The organism is Caballeronia sp. LZ033 (genome assembly GCF_031451265.1).
In the GTDB taxonomy this organism is placed as follows: domain Bacteria; phylum Pseudomonadota; class Gammaproteobacteria; order Burkholderiales; family Burkholderiaceae; genus Caballeronia.
Genome location: NZ_JARUXQ010000004.1, coordinates 414,457 through 437,321 on the forward strand (window position 1 = coordinate 414,457; position 22,865 = coordinate 437,321).

Sequence of the window (22,865 nt, forward strand, 5' to 3'; positions counted from 1 at the left end):
GATCAGGCACCCGAAGCAGTTCGACTTCAACTTTCATCGATACTTCACCATGTTCAATCGCGCTAGCAGCACCGTCGAAAACGTCGACCCCGAACTCTGGGCGGCCATCAGCCATGAAAATCGCCGTCAGGAAGAGCACATCGAACTGATTGCGTCGGAGAATTACACGAGCCCCGCCGTCATGGAAGCGCAAGGCTCGCAGCTCACCAACAAGTATGCGGAAGGCTATCCGGGCAAGCGCTACTACGGCGGTTGCGAGTATGTGGACGTGGTGGAACAGCTGGCCATCGACCGCGTGAAGCAACTGTTCGGCGCGGAAGCCGCCAACGTGCAGCCGAACTCGGGTTCGCAAGCCAATCAGGGCGTGTTCTTCGCGATGCTCAAGCCGGGCGACACGATCATGGGCCTGAGCCTCGCACACGGCGGCCACCTGACGCACGGCTCGCCGGTGAACATGTCGGGCAAGTGGTTCAACGTCGTGAGCTATGGCCTCAACGAAGCTGAAGACATCGACTACGACGCGGCCGAGCAGCAGGCGCGCGAGCACAAGCCGAAGCTGATCGTGGCGGGCGCTTCGGCGTTTGCGCTGAAGATCGACTTCGAGCGGCTGGCGAAGATCGCGAAGAGCGTCGATGCTTATCTGATGGTGGACATGGCGCACTATGCCGGGCTGATCGCGGCGGGCGTGTATCCGAATCCGGTGCCGCATGCGGACTTCGTCACCACGACCACGCACAAGAGCCTGCGCGGCCCGCGCGGCGGCGTGATCCTGATGAAGGCCGAGTATGAGAAGCAGATCAACTCGGCGATTTTCCCGGGCATCCAGGGCGGTCCGCTGATGCACGTGATTGCCGCCAAGGCCGTTGCGTTCAAGGAAGCGCTCTCGCCGGAGTTCAAGGAGTATCAGCAGAAGGTGGTCGACAACGCCCGCGTGCTGGCGGAAACGCTGGTGAAGCGTGGCCTGCGCATCGTGTCGGGCCGTACGGAAAGCCATGTGATGCTGGTCGATCTGCGCGCCAAGAAGATCACCGGCAAGGCTGCCGAAGCGGCGCTCGGCGCGGCGCACATCACGGTCAACAAGAACGCGATCCCGAACGATCCGGAGAAGCCCTTCGTCACGAGCGGCATCCGGCTCGGTTCGCCCGCGATGACCACGCGCGGCTTCGGCGTGAAGGAGGCGGAGATCGTCGGCAACCTGATCGCCGATGTGCTCGAAAGTCCGGAGGACGCGGCCAGCCTCGAACGCGTGCGCGCGCAGGTCGCGGAATTGACGGAGCGGTTCCCGGTCTACGGTTGAGACCGGTTGTACTTCCGTTGGACTGCACGACGCCGCGCTCATGCGCGGCGTCGTGCGTTCGGACGTGCTGGCTTCACACCTGCGCAAGCGCCTCGTATGCATTCTCCGGAATCTCGGCGAGTCTGGACGGATGAACTTGTCCGCTGAGCCCATAGAACTTCTGGAAGCTCATGATGAGCGGCGACCACTTGTCCGGATCGATGCGATTGGCGTGACCTTCCATGAGCAGATCGGGATGAACGTGAACGCGCTGGATCCGCACTTCGAAGAGACTCAACGCGCCGCGCAATTCGTCACTGTCCTCGCCGATGCCATGAGCCGCCGCCAGCACGGCTTCGAGCTGGATCGGGCATTCGAGCGCGCGTGCAGCGGCGACGGTATCGGACTTCACTCGCGTCATGCCCGCGCGGCCGAACTTGTCGGGTTCATACACATAGCCCAACGCCTGCCGGAACGGTGAAACGGGATTCATGCCCGTGGTTCGCGCGATCCGGTCGACGGCGCTCACTTCTCCGCTCGACGGCAGGTTCAGCACGCATTCGCCGGTGCGCAGCAGATTTTGCGCGGTCTGCGAACTCGTCGCGATGCCGAGCGCGCCGCGCCAGCCCAGCCAGAATGCCGACGATATCGGTGCGAGGTTATGCGTGCCGTCTTCGTTGACGGTGCTGACGAGCACGACGGGCGTGCCGAGATACAGGATGTGCGGTTCGGCGACGACGTGAGGCGCATTCATGGTTTCTTCCTCGTTGAGTGAATGTGTCCATGATGCGGATGCCGCGCGCTTCCTTCACCCCGGTTCTTGCGCCGTCATCAGTGAAGACCCGTCTTTCCGAACACCGGCATTGCGTCGATATTCGGCCATTGGTCGCGTCCGGCGCTCGTGATCATCGTGCTCGGCGTGCTCGAATTCAACGTGCTCAGCCTGTACAGCCCGTATATGTCGACGGTCACGATCTTCAGCGGCTTTCGCAAGATGACGCGCGTCGGCAAGCTCGTGAAGTTTTCGGTGCTCGCGGTGACGGCGGCCGTGGCGACCGTGATTGCCATCGGCACGCAGTATCACTTCAACGACTACTTCGCCGACATCCTCAACGCCCAGATCTACGTGCTGGTGCCGTGGAGTTCGATCAATCTGGTGGATTACTACCTCGTGCGCCGCGGCGACTATTCGGTCACGGAGACGTACGAAAGCCGGGGACGCTACGGGAAGTTCAATCTCTCGACGCTGGCGATCTACTGCCTGGGCATTGCCAGCACGCTGCCGTTCATGGACCTGTCGTTCTATCACAGCTACTTCGCGAAGATCATCGGCGCGGGTGTGAGCTTGATTCCGAGCCTGCTCGTGCCCGGCATTCTCTACTACGTGGTGAATCGGGGACTGCTGATCGAGTCCCGCGCGGTGGCGAATCAGGCGTGATGCCTTGCGGACTTGCCTCATGCATGTGGCAAGTCCGCTTCAGCTGAAGACGCTTACTTGACGCTTTCCAGCACCTTCTTCACCGTGCCGAAGATCTGCTCGATCTGCGCATCCTCGACGATGAGCGGCGGCGAGAACGCGAGAATGTCGCCCGTGTAGCGGACCAGCACGCCGGCCTCGAAGCACTTGACGAACACTTCATACGCACGCGCGCCCGGCGCGCCTTCGCGCGATTCGAGTTCGATGCCCGCCACCAGACCCAGATTGCGGATGTCCTTGACGAACGGCGCGTCGCGCAGCGCGTGGACGGCGCTCCCGAACTTCTCCGCCTTCGACGCGGCGCGCTCGAAGAGCTTGTCGCGCTGATAGAGATCGATCGTGGCGATCGCCGCCGCCGTCGCGACCGGGTGCGCCGAGTACGTATAGCCGTGGAACAGTTCGATGGCGTTGGCGGCGCCCGCATCGACGATCGCATCGTGAACCTTGCGATGCGCGGCCACTGCGCCCATCGGGATGGCCGCGTTGTTGATCGCCTTGGCCATCGTGATGAGGTCCGGCGTCACGCCGAAATATTCGGCGGCGGTGGCCTTGCCGAGACGGCCGAATCCGGTGATGACCTCGTCGAAGATCAGCAGGATGCCGTGCTTCGTGCAGATGTCGCGCAGCTTTTGCAGATAGCCCTTCGGCGGCACCAGCACGCCGGTCGAGCCCGCGAGCGGTTCGACGATCACCGCGGCGATCGTCGAGGCGTCGTGCAGCGCGACGATGCGCTCCAGTTCTTCCGCGAGATGCTCGCCCCACGCCGGCTGGCCTTTGGTGAACGCGTTGTGGGCGAGATCGTGGGTATGCGGCAGATGATCGATGGACGGCAGCAGGCCGCCCGAAAAGGTCTTGCGATTCGGCGCGATGCCGCCCACCGAAATGCCGCCGAAGCCGACGCCGTGATACCCGCGCTCCCGGCCGATCAGACGGGTGCGCTGGCCTTCGCCACGCGCGCGATGATAGGCGAGGGCCATCTTGAGCGCGGTATCGACTGACTCGGAGCCCGAGTTCGTGAAGAAGATCCGGTCGAGCCCTTCGGGCATCAGGCCGGCGACGCGGCTGGCGGCTTCGAACGCCAGCGGATGGCCCATCTGGAAGGTCGGCGCGAAGTCGAGCGTGGAGACGGCCTTCTGCACCGCCTCGACGATCTCGTCCCGGCAATGTCCCGCGTTCACGCACCACAGGCCGGCGGTGCCGTCGAGCACGTCGCGGCCGTCGGTCGAACGGTAGTACATGCCTTTCGCGCTTTCCAGCAGGCGCGGCGCGGCCTTGAACTGGCGATTGGCGGTGAAGGGCATCCAGAACGACGAAAGGTCTTCGATGACGGGGCGGGCATTCATGGCAGGTCTTCTCCGGGAAAAGGGCGGTTACGGCACTGTATTCCGCAGCCATTTTGCGCGGCATAGACAGTTGTCTCACTGCGTTGCTAACTGTGCTGGCAAAATGCTGCAAACTGTATTGGTCAGCGCGCATGGCTCGCGCTATTCTCGCCGTCATGATCGAACTCAAGCTGGAGCGTGGCTCGCGTCAGACGCCGACGCTCGTCGAACAACTGGTGCGCGCGTTCTCGCAGGCCATCGAGGAGCAGACGCTGCGCGCGGGCGCGCTGCTGCCGTCGGTGCGGCGGCTGGCGGAAGCCGAACGTATCAGCACCTTCACGGTGACGGAGGCGTATGGCCGGCTCGTGTCGATGGGCCTCGTCACCGCGCGGCGCGGTTCGGGTTATCGGGTGGCCGTGCGTGGCCGCAGCGAGCCTGTGCGCGAACGGGCTTGGCAGCCGCCGAGCCTCACGGCGACCTGGCTGCTGTCGGATGTTTTCGCGGATCATTCGGTGCCGATCAAATCCGGCTGCGGCTGGCTGCCCAATGAATGGGTCAACGAAAGCGGCCTGCAGCACGCGCTGCGCGCGGTGAGCCGCGTGCCGGCGGCGCGCATCGCCGACTACGGGCATCCGTACGGGTTCGCGCCGCTGCGCGAGCGCATCGCGGAGCAGCTCGATCGCCACGGCCTGCCGGTCGATGCCGCCACGAACGTCCTCCTGACCGCCGGCGCCACGCAGGCCCTCGACCTGATCGTGCGCACGCTGCTGCGCCCGGGCGATGCCGTGGTCGTCGAGGATCCCGGCTACTGCAACCTGCTGCAGATCCTGCAACTCGCGGGCTTGCAGGTGCATGGCGTGCCGCGCACGGTCGCGGGCATCGATACCGATGTGTTCGAGCGCGTCGTCATCGAACACCGGCCGAAAGCGGTGTTCCTCAACACCACGCTGCAGAATCCCACGGGCGCGACTTTCAGCATGGCGTCGGCCTTCCGCTTGATGCAGATTGCGGAGCGCCACGGCGTGTGGGTCGTCGAAGACGATGTGAACCGCGAACTCGCGCCGCCCGGCGCGCCGCTGCTCGCATCGATGGAAGGGCTCAACCGCGTGCTGTACGTCGGCGGGTTCGCGAAGACGATCACGCCGTCGCTGCGCTGCGGCTACGTCGTCGCGGAGCGCGAGGTGCTGCGCGAACTGGCGCGCACGAAGATGGCGGTGGGGCTGACGACCTCGGAGGCGACCGAACGGATCGTGGAAAAGGTGCTGACGGAAGGACGCTACACGCGGCACGTCGAGTTCGTCGTCGAAAAGCTGAAGGATGCGCACGTGCTGATCGAAGAGCGCATGGACGCGCTCGGCGTGGAACTGTTCCGCCGGCCGCGTGCGGGACTGTTCGTGTGGGGCGCGCTGCCGATCGATCCCGCGCGCGGCAACGCCGTCGCGACCCAGGCCTTGCAGCATGGCATCTGGCTGGCGCCGGGTTCCTACTTCCGTCCCGGCGACGCGGCAAGTCCTTGCTTCCGCTTCAACGTGCCTTATTCCGCCGATGACGCGCTATGGACGTTCCTGGAGAAAGCGATCAGGGGTGGCTGATGAGCAGTCTCAAGCAGTCGCGTGTTGATGCTGCATGTGGTGCGGTCGGTTCTGCTTGATGCGCGCAGCCCCGAGATGCGTCCGCAGATGCTCACAGACATCCTTGCGGCGCACCGGATTGAGCGGATCGCACAGACGAATGGTGAGCGTGGCCGGGCCTGTTGGAACGGGCGTGAGTTCGGGCGCTTCCCACAGGACCACGGTGAAGGTGCCATCGGAGACCTGCACCACCTGAAACCGCGAGAGATCGATGTGGGTCAGCTCATGAGGTTCGATCGAATGATGCATGAGGTCCTCGGCGTTATCGACAGGGTCAGGCTGCGTCATGCAAACAGTGTGCCGATTTTTCGAAGGCGCATGCGTCCGTGGTTCGTGGCGCTGGGATGTGTGTAAAAGCTTCTGCAAGAGCACTGAATTGTTGACATTGGTGCTCCGGCGCAGTCAGTGACTTGCTCACGAGTTCAGTCTCGCGGCGGGCGACGCTCGCATGAAATTCGGAGGACTTGCCGGACGCGAAACGCGAATTATTGGGATCGCATTGACGTTGTGATCGGCATAAATACTCCGGTTGTGTGGGCTGTATCCGGCCACTATCGGCCGTTCCTCACCTCTTTCAGTCCGCCATTCAGACTTTCCCTCGCTTGCCTGTGCAGAATCGCTGAATCCGTGCGTATGAACCCATCTCGATGCGTTTCCTCACACGCAAGCATCCTCACTTCGCCGATGCTGCCGTCTTCCTGCCGGACTTCTTCGCGGCGGGCTTCGGCGTCTGCTTCTTCGCGGGCGGCTTCGGCGTGGGCTTCGGCTTAGGCTTCGATTTCGCTGCGGGCTTCGCCTTCGACTTCACTGCGATCTCCACCCCCTCCGCATCAATCAAAAACCGGCTGCGGTCCTTCACATTGGCGATCCACGCAGGCGGCCGCGCCCAGCCGCTCCAGGTCTCGCCGGTCTCCGGATTGCGATACTTCGCCGGCAGCTTGCCCTTTTTCGCGGCCCGGTTCACCGCTTCGTGCCGCTTCGAGGGCGCGGGAATCGCGACATTCGGCTTGGCCGCGCGCTTCGCCTTCCTGCGATGCCGTTCGATGTCGCCCGTCGTCAGTCCATGGCGCTCCATCATCGTGCGGATGTCGTCGAGCACGGCCTGGGCGTGGTCCGCAATCAGGCTCTCCGCGCGTTCCTGCAACTTCCTGAGCCGGGCCTGAATCTGCTTGAGCGTTGCCATCGACCTCTCCTTGTTATTGAAGAAAGCGCTAGTCCGCGCCGCTTCGCGTTTCGTCGACGAACTTCTCGGTCGCGTCATCGATGCGCCGCGACTTGCGCCCCATCGGTCCGTGCACGTAGACGGCCTTGACGTTCGCGACCGCGTCGGGCGGGGGCGGCGGCGTCATTGGGTAACGCACCGTGCGCGCGTGATCGCCCAGTTGCAGGCGCGGATCGAACACCGAGTTGAAGCGCCACAGCATGCGGATGAAATTCGTCTGACCCTGCATCAGCAAGTGCACGGCCTGGCCCGCCGCGCCGCGCAAGGCCGCCCAGCCCATGTGCTTGCGATTGAGCACCTGCTGCGTGCGCACGAGTTCCGCGTAGAACTCGGGCAAGGGCAGGCGCGTGGGCAGCACGGCGTGCTGGATGTCGTAGAGGCGATAGTCGAGACTCGTCAGCCGGCGCTGCTCGCGCAGCCAGATCTCCGTGCCGGGATAAGGCGTGTTGACGCTGATGTTCACGATCTCCGGAATCTCCAGGCACCATTGACGCACGGCCTCGAAGCGTTCGCGCGTCCAGTCGGGATCGGCGATGAGATTGATCGCGACCGTGATCCCGAGCGACCGCGCGAACTCCAGCGCCTCGAAATTCTTGTCGAGCGTGATGCGCTTGCGAAACGCTTTCAGCCCTTCGGCGTCGATCGCCTCCATGCCGATGAACATGTACTGCAAGCCGAACGTGCGCCAGAAACTGAAGACTTCCTGGTTGCGCAAAAGCACGTCGCCGCGGGTTTCGAGGTAATACTGCTTGCGGATGCCGCGTTGCTGGATCGCGCGGCCGATCTCCATGCCGTGCTCGGCGTGCACGAAGGCGACGTCGTCGACGATGAACACGCCCGGCTCGCGGATCGACGCCAGTTCATCGGCGATCACCTGCGGACTGCGCGCGCGATAGCTGCGCCCATAGAAGGTCCACGCGCTGCAAAACGTGCAGTCCCACGGGCAGCCGCGCGCGAATTCGATCGACGCACACGGATCCAGCGTGCCGATGAAATACTTGCGCCGATGCCGCAGCAGGTCGCGCGCGGGCAGCAGATCATCGAGACTGTCGACGAAGCGCGGCGGCGGCCCCGCGCCTTCGCTCGTCACCGCGCCGGGCACGTCGAGCAGGGAAGCGCCGGTCGCGAACGCGTGCAGCAAGGCATTCACCGAGGCCTCGCCTTCGCCTTTCAGCACGCAGTCGATCGCGCCTTGCGCGTGGCGCAGCAGATCCGCCGCCGTGAACGATGCACTATGGCCGCCGACGAACACGAAGCACCCCGGCAAAACGTCGCGGACGGCGCGGGCGAGATCGATGATTTCCGGAATGTTGGCGAGATAGTTGCCTGAGAAACACAGCGCATCAGGACGCCAGTCGCGGATCAGACGGTCGAGGTCGCGATGCGTTTCGACCTGCAGGTCGATCAGGCGCACATCGTGTCCGGCGCGGCGCACGGCGGCCGCGACGGTTTCGAGCCCGAGCGGTTCGAGGCGGAGGAATACGCGGGTGTACATCAGCCCGCTGGGATGAACGGCAAGCACCTTCATGGACTCTCCTTGCGAGAGTGAGCGGCGCTGGCCCGCCGGTCGCTCCGGTCATGTCAGATCATGCGGATCGGATCTCCATTCGTGCGAGGCCTCGTTCAGTGCGGCATTTCAGTGCGGTATTTCAGTGCCGATGCGAGGTCGTGTTCATTCTACTGGCGGCGTACGCGGGATGCCGGCAGGGTGCGCGGCGGATGCGTCGAAGGCTACTGACGCACGGCGAGGAAGGCGGCGGTTTCGTAAGGCACGGTGACTTCGCTTTTACCGCGCAAGTCCGGTTCATCGTCGATCAACTGCCGCACCGCGCGCTCGATATCCTCGCGCTTCGCCTCAGGCAGCGCCGCGATGAAACTCGTGGAGCGCACGCGATTCAGGATCACGTCTTCCGGCGCGCCCGTGTGGCCGATGCCGAAGTGCGTTTCGACGAGCGGCCCGAAACCCGCATGCGGAAATGCGCTGCGCCAGGCGCCGGTGTAGTAGCGCGGGGTGTCGCCTTCGTAGCGGTTGACGATGGCGTCCAGCTTCGCGACCCACGGCACGCGGGCATCGCGCATATTCCAGACGAGGCCGAGCCTGCCACCCGGCTTGAGCACGCGACGGATCTCGTCGAGCGCCGCGCGGCCGGCGAACCAGTGGAACGACTGGGCGCACACGACGGCATCCACCGAGGCGTCGGCAAGCGGAATGGACTGCGCGGTGCCCGCCAGCGCCTTCACCTCGGGCAACGCGGCGGACAGCTTCGCGCGCATCGAATCGACCGGCTCGACCGCGAAAACCTGCGCGCCGGTTTGCACGAGCCGCGGCGTGAACTTGCCGGTGCCCGCGCCCAGATCGACGACGCTCGCGCCCGGCCCGAGCCCAAGCTGTTCAGTAAGCCAGCCCGCGAGCGCGGGCGGATAGTCGGGCCGTCCGCGCACATAGCTATCCGCGTGGGCCGTATAGCCGACCGCCGCCGCGCGGTGGACGTTCGAGGAAGCGGATGCGGGCGGCTGCGTCATGATGATTACTCGCCGTAGATGTCGAAGTCGAAATACTTCTGCTCGATGCGCTTGTACGTGCCGTCCTTGATCATCGCGGCGATGGCGCCGTCGAGTTTTTCCTTCAGATCGGTGTCTTCCTTGCGCAGGCCGATGGCCGTGCCGGGCCCGAAGATCGCGCTGTCTTCCAGCGCGCCGCCCGCGAAGCCATAGGGCTTGCCGCGCGGCGTATCGAGGAAGCCGCGCTCGGCCTGCACGGCGTTCTGCAGCGAGGCGTCGATACGGCCGGCCAGCAGATCCTGGTAGACCTGGTCCTGATCGGCATACGACACCACCTTCACGCCCTGCGCGCCCCAGTGGACCTTCGCATAGGTTTCCTGCATCGAACCCTGCTCGACGCCGACGGTCTTGCCCGCGAGCGCTTCGGCGGTCGGCTGAATGGACGAGGCGCGCTTCGCCACGAGGCGCGTGGGCACGTGGAAGAGCTTGCTCGAGAAGGCGATCTGCTTGACGCGCGCGGGCGTCATCGACATGGTGGACAGGACGCCGTCGAACTTGCGGGCCTTGAGGCCGGGGATCATGCCGTCGAAGGCGTTTTCCACCCACACGCACTTCGCGTTGAGGCGGCGGCACAGTTCATTGCCGACATCGATATCGAAGCCGACCAGCGAGCCGTCCGGCGCTTTCGATTCGAAAGGCGGATAGCTTGCGTCGACGCCAAAGCGGATCGTCGACCATTCCTTCGCATGCGCGCCGATCGATACCGTCAGCATCGAACCCAACAACACCGTCAACAGCCTCTTCACGATAGTCCCTTGTTTTCTTGAGTGATTGAACTTGGGCGGCGGGCGCCCCCAGGGACGATTATAGAGAGTCGCTTCCAGACGCGAAAACGGCCGCGAAGATTGCGGCCGTTCTTGCCCGGCTTGCCGGTGTTTCAGCTTGCGCGCACTTCGACGCGACGCGGACGCGCCTGTTCACGGCGCGGAATGGTGAGCTTCAGCACGCCATGGCTGAGATTGGCGTCGATCTTCGTGGTGTCGAAGTCGTCGCTCACCGTGAACGCGCGGACGAAACGCGGCGCGCGCAGTTCGGTGTGATGCGCACGGACCGCGCCTTGCACCGGCAAGTCCGCTTCGGCTTCGATGGTGAGGCGCGCGTCATGAACCTTCACATCGAGCTTGTCGCGCGGCACGCCGGGCAGGTCGGCATAGACGGTGATGCCCTGGCTGTCCTCGATGATGTCGACGGCGGGCGTCACGGTGGCGCGGCGCACGGCGTCCACGGTCTGCGGTGCGACGCGGGCGGCGGTTTGCGGCGTGGTTTGCGGCGTGGCTTGCGGCGTTGCTTGCGTTGCGCTTTGCGGGGTATCGATCATGATGGGCTCCCTCTTACTGAATGGTGATGGCGCGCGGCTTCGAGGCCTCGCGCTTGCCGATGGTGATGAACAGCGTGCCGTTCTCATAGCGCGCTTCGACCTTGTCGCTGTCCGCGTTCTGCGGCAGTTCGATCACGCGGCGGAAGCTGCCCTTGAAGCGCTCTTTCGCATAAGTGCGCGAGCCTTCCGTGGCTGCCGGCGCGCGCCGTTCGCCGCTGATGGTGAGCGTGCCCTTGTCGACGGTGACATCGAGCGATGCAGGCTCGACGCCCGGCGCGAACGCGACGATCTGGATGGCCTCGTCGGTGCTGCCGATGTTCAGTTGCGGAAAGCTGTCGGCGCGGCTCGAACGAATGCTCGAAGGCACGTTGCCGAACAGCGAGGACACCTGCCGTTGCACGCGATCCAGTTCCGAGAACAGGTCGCCGCCAAAATAAAAGTCACTCATGGTCCAGTCTCCAGGGTTGCGGCCATGCGGCCGGCAGCAGGAAGTTGAAACGGCAGCGTGTCGGTTCGCCGCCTCTGGATCCAAGGTAGGTGCGCAGGCTATCGTTTCAATACCCTCCAACAGGGCTTCAAGCAGACTATATTTTTGCCGCGCGTCTCTTGAAACAGCGGCGCGAGCCCCTAGAGCGCAGCCTTCTGCTACCGCTCGAAACGCCGCAACTGCTGCTGTTTTTTGCGGGCGGCAACGCTCATCATCGGGACATGAACAACGCATGTCCCCTGAAGGAGCCGCTCGTGAACCTCTTGAAGATGATCCGCATCGTGCTGTGGAGCTTTTTCGGCGTGCGCAGGCGCGCGTCGCACAACGCCGATTTCGCGCAGGTCAAGGTGTCGCTGCTGCCGTTCATCGCCGTCGCGCTGGCGGGCGCGTTCGGCGCGACGCTGCTGATCGTGGCCCGGCTCGCGACGGGCATCGCGCATTGAATGTGCAGCGGCGCCGGGTTCCGCTCTTACAATGGCGAACGATCGATAGCCAGCGAAGAGAGGAATCAGCACCATGAAAACAGGCATCTACGGCGCGGGCGCCATCGGCGGCTGGCTCGGCGTCAAGCTCGCGCAGGCGGGCTGCGACGTCAGCGTGGTCGCGCGCGGCGCGACGCTCGAGGCGCTGCGGCAGGACGGGCTGCGGCTCATCGAACAGGACGCGACCCATACCGTGAAGGTCGCGGCGAGCGCCGACCCGGCGGACCTCGGCGTGCAGGACCTGGTCATCGTGGCCGTCAAGGCCCCGGCGATGGAATCGGTCGCCGCGCACATCGCGCCGCTCATCGGACCCGACACGATCGTCCTGACCGCGATGAACGGCGTGCCCTGGTGGTTCTGCGACGGGCTGCCCGCGCCCTTCACCGGCAAGCAACTGTCGTCGGTGGATCCGCACGGCAGCATCGGCGCCGCAATCCCGGCTGCGCAAACGGTCGGCTGCGTGGTCCATGCGAGCTGTTACGTCGAGACGCCGGGCGTCATCCGCCATCATCACGGGCGTGGACTGATCATCGGCGAAGTGGCGGGCGGACCGGCCGCGCGCACCGAGGCGCTCGTCTCGCTGTTCGCCAAGGCGGGCTTCGACGCCACGCTCTCGCCGCTGATCCAGCGCGATGTCTGGTTCAAGCTGTGGGGCAACATGACGATGAATCCCATCAGCGCGATCACCGGCGCCACCACGGACCGCATCCTCGCCGACGATCTGGTGCGCGGCTTCGTCACCGGAGTCATGCTGGAGGCGAAGGAGATCGGCGCGCGCTTCGGCATTCCGATCGAGCAGGCGCCCGAAGACCGTCACGCCGTCACGCGCAGGCTCGGTGCGATGCGCACCTCGATGCTGCAGGACGTGCAGGCGGGCAAGGCGGTGGAACTCGACGCGCTGGTGGCCTCCGTGCGTGAACTCGGCGCCATGACGGGCGTGCCGACGCCCTTCACCGATGCGCTGCTCGGACTGGCGCGGCTGCATGCGCGCACGCTGGGGCTCTATCCGGATGCGTGAGCGCGGAACAGCGTCGGAGGGCGGCATGGAGCCCGGTAACCGGCAGGACGAAAAGCGCGGCGAACTCGCGGAGATGCGCGACCTGCTGCGCGAGTTCGTCCGCGAGCGCGACTGGAGCCGCTTTCATTCGCCGAAGAATCTGGCGGCGGCGCTCTCGGTGGAGGCGAGCGAACTCCTCGAACCGTTCACATGGTTGGCGAGCGGCGACAGGAGCGAACTCGACGAAGCGAAGCTGCGCGCGATCCGCCACGAGATGGCCGACGTGCTCGCCTATCTCGTGATGCTTGCCGATGCGCTCGATGTCGATCTGTATCGCGCGCTGGTCGAGAAGATGGCGCTCAACCGCGAGAAGTATCCGGCGGAGCGCGTCAAAGGCGACGCGCGCAAATACACCGATTACTCCGACCAGGAAGACTGAGCGCCTGCTTCGCTTCGTTCAATGTTGCGTGGTGTTCCTCTGCGCCTGCTGCTGCGCAACGATGCGGCTTGCCGCGATGGCGTTGTCGGGATAGTTGAGCCAGTCGTCCGGGTCATAGCCGGCGGCGCGCCACATCAGGAACTCCTGGCGGACCTGCGCGCGGGTCTTGGGCGCGTTGGGATCGCCGGGCTGCGCGGCGGTCTGGGCGAATACGGATGTCGCGCAGCACAGCGCGAGCGCGGACAGGATCAGGCGGGATGGATGTGTCATGACGATGACCTCGCGCGCCGGGACGGCGGACATAAGGCAGTGATTCGATTCTAGGTGACGCAGCGCCTTCGTGCAGTGACGGTCCTGATGTCACGCACCAGAAGCAAGTCGTCGCACAGACATATTGTCTGCCGGTCATCCGCCTATACTCGGGGCTTCCGGGTGGAGCGCAGTGGCCTTGCCGGTGCAACGTCAGCGCACGGTCAATGCATGGTCAGCATCGTGCCAGCGCAAGGCACCGAAGCACGGAACCACAGTCTGATTCAAAAAACGCAGCACAGAACAGATACAGGACCGCGGGCCGTCGTCATGAACGCAAGCAGTGTCGTCACGAGCAGTTTTCCCGAGATGGACGAACTCGAAGCGCTTCGCGTCGCGGGCGGCGCGCACTTCGAATGGCGCACGCGCTGCGAAGTGCACTCGCGCGGACGGGTGTTTCCGCTGTTGACCGCATCCATCGGTTCCAGCGATCCAGGCGCGCCCGCCATCGGCTTCTTCGGCGGCGTGCATGGGCTCGAATGCATCGGCACGCAGCTCGTGCTCGAATACATGCGCGCCTTGCTGACGCGCCTCGAATGGGACGACACGCTGCAACAGCAATTGCGCGCGATCCGTCTGATCTTCATGCCGATCGTCAATCCCGGCGGCATGTTCGCGCGCACGCGGGCGAACCCGAACGGCGTCGATCTGATGCGCAACGCACCGCAAAGCGCCGAGGGACGGGTGCCGTTTCTCGCGGGCGGGCAGCGCATCGGGCCGTGGCTGCCGTGGTATCGCGGTCCCGTCGACGGTCACATGGAGGCCGAAAGCGCCGCGCTGCTCGGCGTGGTCGAGGAAGAGCTGATGTCGCGGCCGCTGAGCTTCGCGCTCGACTGCCATTCGGGCTTCGGCTGGGACGACAGCATCTGGTTTCCGTATGCGCGCACCGAGCGGCAGATGGCGCATCTGCCCGAAATGTTCCTGCTCAAGCGGATGTTCGAGGAGTCGTACCCGCATCACGGCTATGCGTTCGAACCGCAGAGCCATCAGTACCTGCTGCATGGCGACCTGTGGGACTTCGCCTACGATCGCTCGCGCCCGCCCGACATTTTCCTGCCGATGACGCTCGAACTCGGCTCCTGGCGCTGGATCCGCAAGAATCCGATGCAGCTGTTCTCGCGGCTCGGCATTTTCAATCCGATCAAGGCGCATCGCACGCGGCGGGTGCTGCGGCGTCATCCGAACTTCTTCGATTTCCTGACGCGCGCCGCGTATTCGTCGCAACGCTGGCTGCCGGGCGGCGCGCCGCGCGACGAACTGCTGCGGCGCGCGCAGGAGCACTGGCAACGCTCGGGCCTTCGATGAGCCAATGGATCCTGCTGCGCGGCCTCACGCGTGAAGCGCGCCACTGGGGCGGCTTCGAGGCGGCGCTGGTGGCGCACGGGCTGGCGGAGGGCGTTCAAGACATCGTTTGTATCGATTTGCCGGGCAATGGCGTGGAGCAGGGACACCCGGCGCCGCTCTCGGTCGAGGCGATGATGGAATTCGTCCGCGCCCGTGCCACGGCGCTCGGCGTGCGCATGCCGTGCCGGGTGATCGCGATGTCGCTCGGCGCGATGGTGGCGACCGCGTGGGCGCAACGGCATCCGGGCGATATCGAACGGCTGGCGCTGATCAATACGAGCATGCGGCCGTTCGCCCAAATGCACGAACGGCTCCGGCCGTCGGCATGGCCGGTGCTGCTGCGCATCGCGGCGAACTGGCGGCGGCCTGCACGCTGCGAAGGGTCGATTCATCGGCTGACTTGTCAACGGCAGGCCGGCGCGGACGCGGATATCGCGCACTGGGCGGCGTTGCGGCGCACGCACGGCGCCAGCGCGGGCAATGCGTTGCGGCAGCTGCTCGCGGCGGCACGGTTTCGCGCGGAGAAACAGATGCCGGCGGGGAAGGTGTTGATGTTGTCGTCGGCGCGGGACCGGCTGGTCAATCCCGTCTGTTCAGTACGCGCTGCCATGCACTGGGGCGCGGCGCATGCCGTGCATCCGTGGGCAGGCCACGACCTGCCGCACGATGACGCCAATTGGACCTGTCGCGCCATCGTGGCGTGGCTCGCCGCGCCGGAAGCACGGGCGAAGGGCGGCTAGGCGCGTCAGAAGCGGGTCGTAACGACCTCATCAGCCCATCACGCCGGGCGATTTCAAAAAAGCGCCATCGGACCGTCAATGCGGAGACACAGGCAATGCGCTACCGTGCAATCGCCAGCAGGCTCTCCGTCAGGCGGCGTCTGCGCGACGTCCACCCGACCTAGGGAAACTTCGTGTTGCGCCGCAGCATCGCATTGCGTATGCTGTTTAACGAGGCGGCAGGGGCCGTCCGTACGGCCGTCTTTAAGGCTGTGTTCACTTTCGGCAGCGGATTGAACGTTGACAAGCCGGCCGCCGGCAAGCAAGGGCGAGCGTCGAAGGCAGCAGGCGGGCCTTGCGGACATCGCGGGGAAGGAGCCGCACATGGAACTGACCACAACGTCGAACCCGACGCTGCACGTCTTCCATCAGGAAGGCGGGTGGCACTGGGGCATTACCATCGAACGCACGGCGGGCGGTGGCATGAAGGTCGTCGCTTACAGCGACGAAGGCTTCGATTCGGAAGAGCAGGCGCGCGAGGACGGCGAACATGTCCTTCGTTCCGAAGACTGGCGTTCGCGCCAGAGTTTTAGCCGCAGCGAGCGGCGACACGGGTATTCCTGAACGGGACGGCGCGCCATCGTCCCGTTCTTTCGACACATCCTCCGCAGTCCGCCGTTTTTCCCGCATCTTTTCTCCACATCAGAAACGCGCGACACTGAAGTTCCTTCAGCTCTATGAGGTTCGCATGTCCTTCATGGAAGCTCCGTCGCACGCCAGTCCCGAAGACGCACGCTTCACCGTGCGCCGCATGACGCCGCCCGAGGTGCAGATCGCGCTCGACTGGGCCGCCGCGGAAGGCTGGAACCCCGGTCTCGACGATGCCCGCGCCTTCCTTGCCGCCGACCCGCACGGGTTTTTCATCGGCACATGGGATGGCGGACCGATCGGCTGCATCGCGGCTGTCGCGTATGACGAGAGGTTCGGCTTCATCGGGCTGTACATCGTCCGTCCCGGATGGCGCGGCAGGGGCTTCGGATTGCGCCTGTGGAACGAGGGCATGGCGTATCTCGGCGCGCGCAATATCGGGCTCGACGGCGTGCTCGCACAGCAAGCGAACTATCGCGCATCGGGTTTCGTGCTTGCCGGGCGTAACGTGCGCTATGAAGGCGTGGCGCGGGCCAGCGTCGAGCCGGTTCCTGCGACGCTCACTCTCGTCGACGCGGCAGCCGTTCCCTTCTCCACCTTGCTCGACTACGACGCCACCCTGTTCGCCTGCCGGCGCGCAGCGTTTCTGCGTGACTGGCTGACGCTGCCGCATGCATCCGCACGCGTGGCGCTGACCGGCGATACGATGCGCGGTTTCGGCGTGATCCGCCGCTGCATGCGCGGCTACAAGATCGGTCCGCTCTTCGCCGACGATTCACCCACCGCGCAGGCGCTGTATCGCGCGCTCGTCGCGGAAGTCGCGGGTGAAACCGTGTTCCTCGACGTCCCTGAGAGCAATCCCGCGGCGGTTGCGCTTGCCGTCGGACATGGTATGACGAGCGTGTTCGAAACGGCGCGCATGTACACGCGCGGCGTGCCGGATGTGCCTCTTGCGCGAGTATTCGGCGTGACCACCTTCGAACTGGGCTGATACGCGCGTGCCCGATGTTTGCACGCCTTCGCGCACTCCGGTAACGTGATGCGTCTGTGTCACTCGCGAGACCGCTCATGAGCCACGATCACCCTCATCACGACCACGACCACACCGGCAGTCCGCTGCCCGAAATGGACCTGCGCGTGAAGGCGCTCGAATCGCTGCTGGTCGAGAAAGGCTATATCGATCCGCAAGCCCTCGACATCTTCATCCAGACCTACGAGCACAAGGTCGGACCACGCAATGGCGCGCGCGTCGTGGCCCGGGCATGGAGCGATCCGCAGTTTCGCGCGTGGCTGCTCGATGACGCCACCGCGGCCATCGCTTCGCTCGGCTTCACCGGACGCCAGGGCGAACACATGGTTGCACTCGAAAACACCGCGCAGGTTCACAACATGGTCGTCTGCACGTTGTGTTCGTGCTATCCGTGGTCGGTGCTCGGCTTGCCGCCGGTGTGGTACAAGTCGGCGTCGTATCGGTCGCGAGCTGTCATCGATCCGCGCGGCGTGTTGCAGGACTTCGGCGTCCGCTTGCCGGATGAAGTCGAACTGCGCGTATGGGATTCGACGGCCGAGGTCCGCTATCTCGTCCTGCCGATGCGCCCGCCCGGCACCGATCATCTCGACGAAGACGCGCTCGCCGCACTCGTCACACGCGATTCGATGATCGGCACGGGTCTCGCGTTGAGCCCATCGGCAGCGAGCGAGGTGGCGGCATGAACGCGGCGCATGACATGGGCGGCATGCAGGGCTTCGGGCCCGTCGAGAACGATCCTTGCGATGCACCGGGCGCGTCGCCCTTCCATGCGGAATGGGAGCGGCGCGTACTGGCCGTGACGCTTGCGATGGGCGCGACGGGCCAGTGGAACATCGACACCTCGCGGGCCGCGCGCGAAAGCCTGCCGCCCGCGCAATACCTCGGCAGCAGCTACTACGAAATCTGGTTCGAGGGCTTGAAGAAGCTGCTGCTCGCGAAGGGCCTCGCGAGTGCCGCGGAAATCGAGGCCGGCTATTCGCAGGCCGCGCCCGCGTCCAACGTGCGCATGCTGCGGGCTGCCGACGTCAGCGCAGCCTTGCTGCGAGGTGCGCCCGTGGATCGGCCGGCGCTCGGACCGGCGCGCTTCGCCGTCGGCGATACCGTGCGCACGAAGCTGATGAATCCACCCACGCACACGCGTCTGCCGCGCTATTGCCGCGGCAAGTCCGGACAGGTCGTCGCAGTGCGTGGCACGCACGTCTTTCCCGATGAAAACGCGCTCGGCCACGGCGAGCATCCGCAATGGCTCTACACGGTGCGTTTCGACGCCGCCGAGCTGTGGGGCGCGGACACGAGCGCGTCGTCGGTGTGCGTGGATTGCTGGGAGTCTTATCTACTCGATGCCGCGCATGAATGACCCGCAACAGTTCCACGAACTCCGCACCGCTTTACCCGCGTTGCCCTTCAACGACGACGGCCCGGTATTCCGCGCGCCCTGGGAAGCGCAGGCTTTTGCGATGACGCTCGCGTTGCACGAGCGCGGGGTGTTCACGTGGCAGGAATGGGCGCACGCATTGAGCGAGGCGATCCGCGCGGCGCAGGCTGCCGGCGATCCCGATCACGGCGACACCTACTATGCGCACTGGCTGAGCGCGCTGGAAGGCTTGAGCACCGCGAAGGGCTGCGTCAGCCAGGAGACGCTCGCGCAGCGCCGCCACGAGTGGGACGAAGCCGCGCGCGCCACGCCGCATGGACAGCCCATCGTGCTGGACGTCGCGAATGCGTCGAAGCAGCATGTGCTGCGCGCGCTGCCCGCCGCCACGCTCGGTGCCTATCGCGCGGCAATCTACCGGATCGACGGAACGCCGGCGATCGAGATGAAGATCGGCGTGAGCAATCCGGCGCTGATCGCGTTGCTCGAAGCACACGAAGCCGACACCGCGGTGTTCGTGACGGCATGCAATCCATTCGGCCATAAGCTGCCGCCGGAAGCCAACGCGACGCGGCAACGCGCGCTGGCTGCACGGATCGCGCAATGGGGACTGCGTGCATTGTCCGGCGCGGGTATCGACCCGTTGCAGGTCTGGATCGCCGAAGACAGTCTGCTGGTGCTCGGCGCGACCCAATCCACCGCCGATGCCCTGCTGACCGAATTCGAGCAGCACGCCGTCGTCATGGTGGATCGCGGGAACCCGCCGCACTTGCTGTTGCATCCGGGGCATCGCTGAGCCCTCATCATCCAACCGGAGAATTCGACATGCCGCTCGTCCGCATCGATTTGCTGAAGGGAAAAGACAGCGCCTACCGCACGGCCATCGGCGACGTGGTGTATGACGCGATGCGCGCCACCCTCGACGTGCCCGAGAACGATCGCTTCCAGATCATCGCAGAGCGCGACGCGCCGGACTTCATCGTGGATCGCACTTATCTGGGTATTCCCCGCAGCGACGATTGCGTGGTGATCCAGGTCACGCTGAACGAAGGCCGCGATGCGCCGAAGAAGCGCGCGTTCTACAAGGCCGTCGCCGATGGCTTGCATGAGCGCCTGAAGCTGCGTCGCGAGGATGTGTTCATCAGTCTCGTCGAGGTGAAAAAGGAGAACTGGTCTTTCGGCAACGGCGAGGCGCAATACGCGCCCACGTGACCGCGTGACCATCACCACCGCATCTTTCGATCTGGAACCGCTCGCATTGCCGGCCGACGTGCCTGCCGACATCCGCGTCTGGCGCGTTCCGATCCCGTTGACCATCGCGCCCGACGATCCCGCCTGCGCCGCGCTGGATGCAAGCGAACGCGCGCGCGCGGCGCGCTATCTGCGTCCCGAGGATGCGGCGCGCTTCAGCGTCATGCGTGCGGCGCTGCGTCAGGTGCTGGCGACGCTGACCGGCGGCGATCCGGCGCGTCTGAAGCTCGACGCCGGCGAGAACGGCCGCCCGCTGCTCGACGAGCCGGATGCGCCGGACTTCAACGTCTCGCATTCGGGATCGTACGGGTTGATTGGCGTGTCGCGGGCAAGACGCGTCGGGGTGGATATCGAGGCGGCGCGCACCGGCTTCGGCTGGCGTGAACTGGCGCCTGCCGTGCTGGCGGAGCGCGACCGGCAGGCCATCGAGGCGCTGCCCGAAGCCGCGCGCCAGAGCGCGTTCTTCGACTGCTGGACCGCGAAGGAAGCCGTGCTGAAGGCGCACGGTGTCGGTATCGGCGGCGGTTGGATCGGGCTGAAAGGCTTCTCGGTCTTGCCGCGCGAGGGCTTGCGCCATGCGGTGTCGCCGGAAGCGGAGGGGTTCGCGGCCATCGCGCTGGACGCGCCTTCCGGCTATGCCGCCGCCCTCGCGTGGCAGGTTTGATGCGGCGCAGCGAGGCTCACGCGACTTTCGCGCGCAGCAGGTCTCTGTGCGTGAGATACAGGCGCAGGTCGAATTCGATCTGATGGTAGCCCGGCTGCATCAGCTCACACAGCCGATAGAACGCCTTGTTGTGATCGCTTTCCTTCAGATGTGCGAGCTCATGCACGACGATCATGCGCAGGAACTCAGGCGCCGTGTCGCGGAACAGCGAGGCGATGCGAATCTCCTTCTTCGCCTTGAGCCGCGCGCCCTGTACACGGGAAATGGCCGTGTGCAGTCCAAGCGCGTGACGCAGGACGTCGAGCTTGCTGTCGTAGATGACCTTGTCGATGGCGGGCGCCACGCGCAGGAATTCCTGCTTCAGGTCCGAGCAATACGCATACAGCGCGCGATCGGACTGCACGGCGTGCCGGTTCGGATAGCGTGCGTCGAGATAGGTGCCCAGTTGCTGCTGGGCGATCAGTCGGCGCACCTTGTCCTGAAGCGTGTTCGGGTAAGCGCTCAGGTATTTCAGGTGTTGCATGACGGCGGTGTTCTGAAGAATCTCTCAAAGCCTGCTTGCGCAGGCGGGCGTGGGACGCGCCAGGGGCGTCCGCAGCGGGAAGGGCGCAGCATTCTGACAACCATTCTAGTCAACGCCGCGCGGACTCGCCCGTTGCAGCGGCGGCGCGGCGTGTTTCCGCGTACGCATTTGCGTAAGTTTATGTTTCAGCCCGGCGCCGGGTGCAACGCGCATGCGAACATGCGCGCTCCCCAGGCAAGCGATCAAGGCAGGTTTTTCCATGGCGTCGAACAAGGCTCATCATGCAACCGGATGGGCTGCGGGCATCATCGCGGCGGCGCTCGTGTCGGCTGCGCACGGACCTGCCTCCGCGGGCGCGGGCATGATTCCCGCGGTGCTCGCGCTGCTCGCCGGGGTGGCCGGCGCTACCGCGCCGGACTGGCTCGAAGTCGCGTGGTGGACACGCGCCCGCAGGCTCTGGATCACGCATCGCACGCTGACGCATTGGGGCCTGGGCTGGGCGGCGCTGCTCGCGCTGTCCTGGCACGAACTCGGGCGGCATCCGGCGGCGCCCGTGGCGTTCGGCTTCGCCTGCGGCGGCCTCATGCATCTGCTGGCGGACTGGCCCAATCCGCTCGGCGTGCCGTGGGTCGGCCCGCGCCACTCGCTCAATCTGTGGACGAGCGGGCACTGCGATCTGATCGTCGTGGGCGCGGCGTGGGTTGCCGCGCTGTTCGTCGTCGACGATGTCTGGTTTCATCATGCCTGTAGCCGCATGCTGCTGAACGTGCTGCGGCCCGCAGCATGACCCAAGCGAGGAGCCCCGATCCCATGCAAGCGAATCACCCGCGCAGCCGCTTCCTTCTCTTCCTCGCCGGCCTGGCCGCGCTGTTCGCGCTGCATGGCTGCGCGGGCTTCTTCAATCGCGACGCCATGCGCGTGACGGTGGCGGGCATCGAGCCGCTCGAAGGACAGGGCCTCGAGATGCGCTTTACCGTGAAACTGCGCGTGCAGAATCCGAACAACGAGCCGCTCGACTTCGACGGCGTCGCGCTCGATCTCGACCTCAACGGCCGTCCGTTCGCCACGGGCGTCAGCGACCAGCGCGGCGTGGTGCCGCGTTTCGGCGAGACGGTGGTGGCCGTGCCGGTGACGGTGTCGGCGTTCTCGGTGGCGCGGCAGGCGCTCGGCTTCGCCACCGGCGACGTCCCGAACAAGGTCTCGTATGCGGTACGCGGCAAGCTCGCGGGCGGCCTGCTCGGCGGCGCGCGCTTTGCCGATACCGGTTACGTCGACCTGCCGATGAACGGCGCGTCCGGCTACTGAGACGCTCGAGCTTCGTCGGGATCGTAAGGCACGACGCGATCCGCTTCATTCGCGTCGTTGCGGGCGATCACCGCGCGCGCAGGCTCGGTGTCGCTCAGATTGACCGGCTGATGCGGCACGCCGGGCGGAATGAAGACGAAGTCGCCCGGCTCGTTGATCATCGATTGCGCCAGCCCCGCTCCGTAGCGCGTCTCGATGCGTCCTTCCAGGATATAGATGCCGGTTTCGTAGCCGATGTGAACGTGCGGCTCGCCGCGCCCGCCCGGCGGCACGACGACGAGATGCATCGCGAGTCCGCGCGTGCCGGCCGTCGCCGCCGAGAGGCCGATGAAATACGGCAGGTGTTGCACTGTCGCGAGCTTTTCCTGAGGCCGCACGGTGACGACCGTCTGCTGCGCGGCAACTTCCGTGGTGTCCTGCATGGCGATTCCTCCGTGTCCGGACTGCGCTGCGAATCTTCTCATCGACGATAGGTCGAAAGCGCGTG

Annotated in this window: 29 protein-coding genes; 17 read left to right on the forward strand and 12 right to left on the reverse strand. The window is 65.4% G+C overall.

Features of this window, described 5'->3' with window-relative positions; translation table 11 throughout:
• The first annotated feature begins 49 nt into the window (after window positions 1–49).
• Window positions 50–1,297 (forward strand): serine hydroxymethyltransferase, encoded by a 1,248-nt coding sequence (gene glyA, locus QCE62_RS29090; RefSeq protein ID WP_309925915.1) that lies wholly within the window; start codon window positions 50–52, stop codon window positions 1,295–1,297.
• Between the two features lie 73 nt (window positions 1,298–1,370).
• Here the strand turns inward: glyA and QCE62_RS29095 are convergent, their stop codons facing one another.
• On the reverse strand, window positions 1,371–2,030 hold the full coding sequence (locus tag QCE62_RS29095; protein ID WP_309925916.1) for a flavin reductase family protein: 660 nt from the start codon (window positions 2,028–2,030) through the stop codon (window positions 1,371–1,373).
• 147 nt (window positions 2,031–2,177) lie between these two features.
• Here QCE62_RS29095 and QCE62_RS29100 point away from each other — a divergent pair, with 147 nt between their 5' ends.
• A complete protein-coding gene (locus tag QCE62_RS29100; protein WP_309925918.1) occupies window positions 2,178–2,714 on the forward strand; it encodes a cytosine permease in 537 nt (178 codons plus the stop codon).
• 53 nt (window positions 2,715–2,767) lie between these two features.
• On the opposite strand, the gene QCE62_RS29105 is transcribed toward QCE62_RS29100, so the two are convergent.
• Window positions 2,768–4,096 (reverse strand): aspartate aminotransferase family protein, encoded by a 1,329-nt coding sequence (locus QCE62_RS29105; RefSeq protein WP_309925921.1) that lies wholly within the window; start codon window positions 4,094–4,096, stop codon window positions 2,768–2,770.
• 155 nt (window positions 4,097–4,251) lie between these two features.
• On the opposite strand from QCE62_RS29105, the gene QCE62_RS29110 reads away from it, so the two are divergent.
• A complete protein-coding gene (locus tag QCE62_RS29110; RefSeq protein WP_309927493.1) occupies window positions 4,252–5,667 on the forward strand; it encodes a PLP-dependent aminotransferase family protein in 1,416 nt (471 codons plus the stop codon).
• Between the two features lie 9 nt (window positions 5,668–5,676).
• On the opposite strand, the gene QCE62_RS29115 is transcribed toward QCE62_RS29110, so the two are convergent.
• From QCE62_RS29115 to QCE62_RS29145, 7 genes are all read right to left on the reverse strand, one after another.
• Window positions 5,677–5,955, reverse strand: coding sequence for a hypothetical protein (locus QCE62_RS29115; protein WP_309925923.1), 279 nt, complete (start codon window positions 5,953–5,955; stop codon window positions 5,677–5,679).
• Window positions 5,956–6,379: 424 nt separating this feature from the next.
• Window positions 6,380–6,889: an H-NS histone family protein gene (locus tag QCE62_RS29120; RefSeq protein WP_309925926.1), complete on the reverse strand. Its 510-nt coding sequence runs from the start codon at window positions 6,887–6,889 to the stop codon at window positions 6,380–6,382.
• A gap of 28 nt (window positions 6,890–6,917) precedes the next feature.
• Entirely contained in the window at window positions 6,918–8,456 is a 1,539-nt protein-coding gene (gene hpnR / locus QCE62_RS29125; RefSeq protein ID WP_309925927.1) for a hopanoid C-3 methylase HpnR, read from the reverse strand.
• 203 nt (window positions 8,457–8,659) lie between these two features.
• Window positions 8,660–9,451, reverse strand: coding sequence for a methyltransferase domain-containing protein (locus QCE62_RS29130; RefSeq protein ID WP_309925929.1), 792 nt, complete (start codon window positions 9,449–9,451; stop codon window positions 8,660–8,662).
• A 5-nt stretch (window positions 9,452–9,456) separates the two neighbouring features.
• The gene (locus QCE62_RS29135) at window positions 9,457–10,236 is read right to left on the reverse strand and encodes an ABC transporter substrate-binding protein (RefSeq protein WP_309819672.1); all 780 of its coding nucleotides are present in this window, start codon (window positions 10,234–10,236) and stop codon (window positions 9,457–9,459) included.
• 131 nt (window positions 10,237–10,367) lie between these two features.
• Window positions 10,368–10,808 carry an Hsp20/alpha crystallin family protein gene (locus tag QCE62_RS29140; RefSeq protein ID WP_309925932.1) on the reverse strand — a complete coding sequence of 147 codons (441 nt, stop codon included), beginning with the start codon at window positions 10,806–10,808 and terminating at the stop codon, window positions 10,368–10,370.
• 13 nt (window positions 10,809–10,821) lie between these two features.
• Window positions 10,822–11,256, reverse strand: a complete 435-nt coding sequence (locus QCE62_RS29145) for an Hsp20/alpha crystallin family protein (RefSeq protein WP_309925933.1) — start codon at window positions 11,254–11,256, stop codon at window positions 10,822–10,824.
• A gap of 293 nt (window positions 11,257–11,549) precedes the next feature.
• On the opposite strand from QCE62_RS29145, the gene QCE62_RS29150 reads away from it, so the two are divergent.
• From QCE62_RS29150 to QCE62_RS29160, 3 genes are all read left to right on the forward strand, one after another.
• The gene (locus tag QCE62_RS29150; protein WP_309839291.1) at window positions 11,550–11,738 is read left to right on the forward strand and encodes a DUF2970 domain-containing protein; all 189 of its coding nucleotides are present in this window, start codon (window positions 11,550–11,552) and stop codon (window positions 11,736–11,738) included.
• Between the two features lie 73 nt (window positions 11,739–11,811).
• Window positions 11,812–12,795, forward strand: coding sequence for a 2-dehydropantoate 2-reductase (locus QCE62_RS29155; RefSeq protein ID WP_309925935.1), 984 nt, complete (start codon window positions 11,812–11,814; stop codon window positions 12,793–12,795).
• Between the two features lie 25 nt (window positions 12,796–12,820).
• Window positions 12,821–13,213 carry a nucleotide pyrophosphohydrolase gene (locus tag QCE62_RS29160; protein WP_309925936.1) on the forward strand — a complete coding sequence of 131 codons (393 nt, stop codon included), beginning with the start codon at window positions 12,821–12,823 and terminating at the stop codon, window positions 13,211–13,213.
• An 18-nt stretch (window positions 13,214–13,231) separates the two neighbouring features.
• Here QCE62_RS29160 and QCE62_RS29165 read toward each other — a convergent pair whose 3' ends face one another.
• Entirely contained in the window at window positions 13,232–13,483 is a 252-nt protein-coding gene (locus QCE62_RS29165) for a DUF4148 domain-containing protein (RefSeq protein ID WP_309925939.1), read from the reverse strand.
• A 309-nt stretch (window positions 13,484–13,792) separates the two neighbouring features.
• On the opposite strand from QCE62_RS29165, the gene QCE62_RS29170 reads away from it, so the two are divergent.
• The 9 genes from QCE62_RS29170 to QCE62_RS29210 all read left to right on the forward strand — a co-directional run bounded on the left by QCE62_RS29170 (window position 13,793) and on the right by QCE62_RS29210 (window position 20,550).
• Window positions 13,793–14,827, forward strand: coding sequence for a M14 family zinc carboxypeptidase (locus QCE62_RS29170; protein WP_309925941.1), 1,035 nt, complete (start codon window positions 13,793–13,795; stop codon window positions 14,825–14,827).
• Window positions 14,824–15,606 carry an alpha/beta hydrolase gene (locus QCE62_RS29175; RefSeq protein ID WP_309925943.1) on the forward strand — a complete coding sequence of 261 codons (783 nt, stop codon included), beginning with the start codon at window positions 14,824–14,826 and terminating at the stop codon, window positions 15,604–15,606. The genes QCE62_RS29170 and QCE62_RS29175 overlap by 4 nt, the downstream gene beginning before the upstream one ends.
• A gap of 363 nt (window positions 15,607–15,969) precedes the next feature.
• Complete coding sequence (locus QCE62_RS29180) at window positions 15,970–16,209, forward strand: hypothetical protein (protein WP_309819688.1); 240 nt, start codon at window positions 15,970–15,972, stop codon at window positions 16,207–16,209.
• A gap of 133 nt (window positions 16,210–16,342) precedes the next feature.
• Complete coding sequence (locus QCE62_RS29185; RefSeq protein WP_309927494.1) at window positions 16,343–17,224, forward strand: GNAT family N-acetyltransferase; 882 nt, start codon at window positions 16,343–16,345, stop codon at window positions 17,222–17,224.
• Window positions 17,225–17,301: 77 nt separating this feature from the next.
• Window positions 17,302–17,946: a nitrile hydratase subunit alpha gene (gene nthA, locus QCE62_RS29190; protein WP_309925945.1), complete on the forward strand. Its 645-nt coding sequence runs from the start codon at window positions 17,302–17,304 to the stop codon at window positions 17,944–17,946.
• A complete protein-coding gene (gene nthB / locus QCE62_RS29195; RefSeq protein WP_309925947.1) occupies window positions 17,943–18,620 on the forward strand; it encodes a nitrile hydratase subunit beta in 678 nt (225 codons plus the stop codon). Before nthA ends, nthB begins: the two co-directional genes overlap by 4 nt.
• Window positions 18,613–19,431: a nitrile hydratase accessory protein gene (locus tag QCE62_RS29200; protein ID WP_309925949.1), complete on the forward strand. Its 819-nt coding sequence runs from the start codon at window positions 18,613–18,615 to the stop codon at window positions 19,429–19,431. Before nthB ends, QCE62_RS29200 begins: the two co-directional genes overlap by 8 nt.
• 29 nt (window positions 19,432–19,460) lie before the next feature.
• Entirely contained in the window at window positions 19,461–19,847 is a 387-nt protein-coding gene (locus QCE62_RS29205; RefSeq protein ID WP_309925950.1) for a tautomerase family protein, read from the forward strand.
• Between the two features lie 4 nt (window positions 19,848–19,851).
• Window positions 19,852–20,550 (forward strand): 4'-phosphopantetheinyl transferase superfamily protein, encoded by a 699-nt coding sequence (locus QCE62_RS29210; protein WP_309925951.1) that lies wholly within the window; start codon window positions 19,852–19,854, stop codon window positions 20,548–20,550.
• Window positions 20,551–20,566: 16 nt separating this feature from the next.
• On the opposite strand, the gene QCE62_RS29215 is transcribed toward QCE62_RS29210, so the two are convergent.
• A complete protein-coding gene (locus QCE62_RS29215) occupies window positions 20,567–21,073 on the reverse strand; it encodes a M48 family metallopeptidase (protein WP_309925954.1) in 507 nt (168 codons plus the stop codon).
• A gap of 259 nt (window positions 21,074–21,332) precedes the next feature.
• Between QCE62_RS29215 and QCE62_RS29220 the strand changes: the two genes are divergently transcribed.
• Together QCE62_RS29220 and QCE62_RS29225 are read left to right on the forward strand one after the other, a co-directional pair.
• Window positions 21,333–21,860, forward strand: coding sequence for a metal-dependent hydrolase (locus QCE62_RS29220; protein WP_309819704.1), 528 nt, complete (start codon window positions 21,333–21,335; stop codon window positions 21,858–21,860).
• 23 nt (window positions 21,861–21,883) lie between these two features.
• The gene (locus QCE62_RS29225) at window positions 21,884–22,378 is read left to right on the forward strand and encodes an LEA type 2 family protein (protein ID WP_309925955.1); all 495 of its coding nucleotides are present in this window, start codon (window positions 21,884–21,886) and stop codon (window positions 22,376–22,378) included.
• Here QCE62_RS29225 and QCE62_RS29230 read toward each other — a convergent pair.
• Window positions 22,372–22,800 carry a cupin domain-containing protein gene (locus tag QCE62_RS29230; RefSeq protein WP_309925958.1) on the reverse strand — a complete coding sequence of 143 codons (429 nt, stop codon included), beginning with the start codon at window positions 22,798–22,800 and terminating at the stop codon, window positions 22,372–22,374. The genes QCE62_RS29225 and QCE62_RS29230 overlap by 7 nt on opposite strands.
• Window positions 22,801–22,865: the final 65 nt, after the last annotated feature.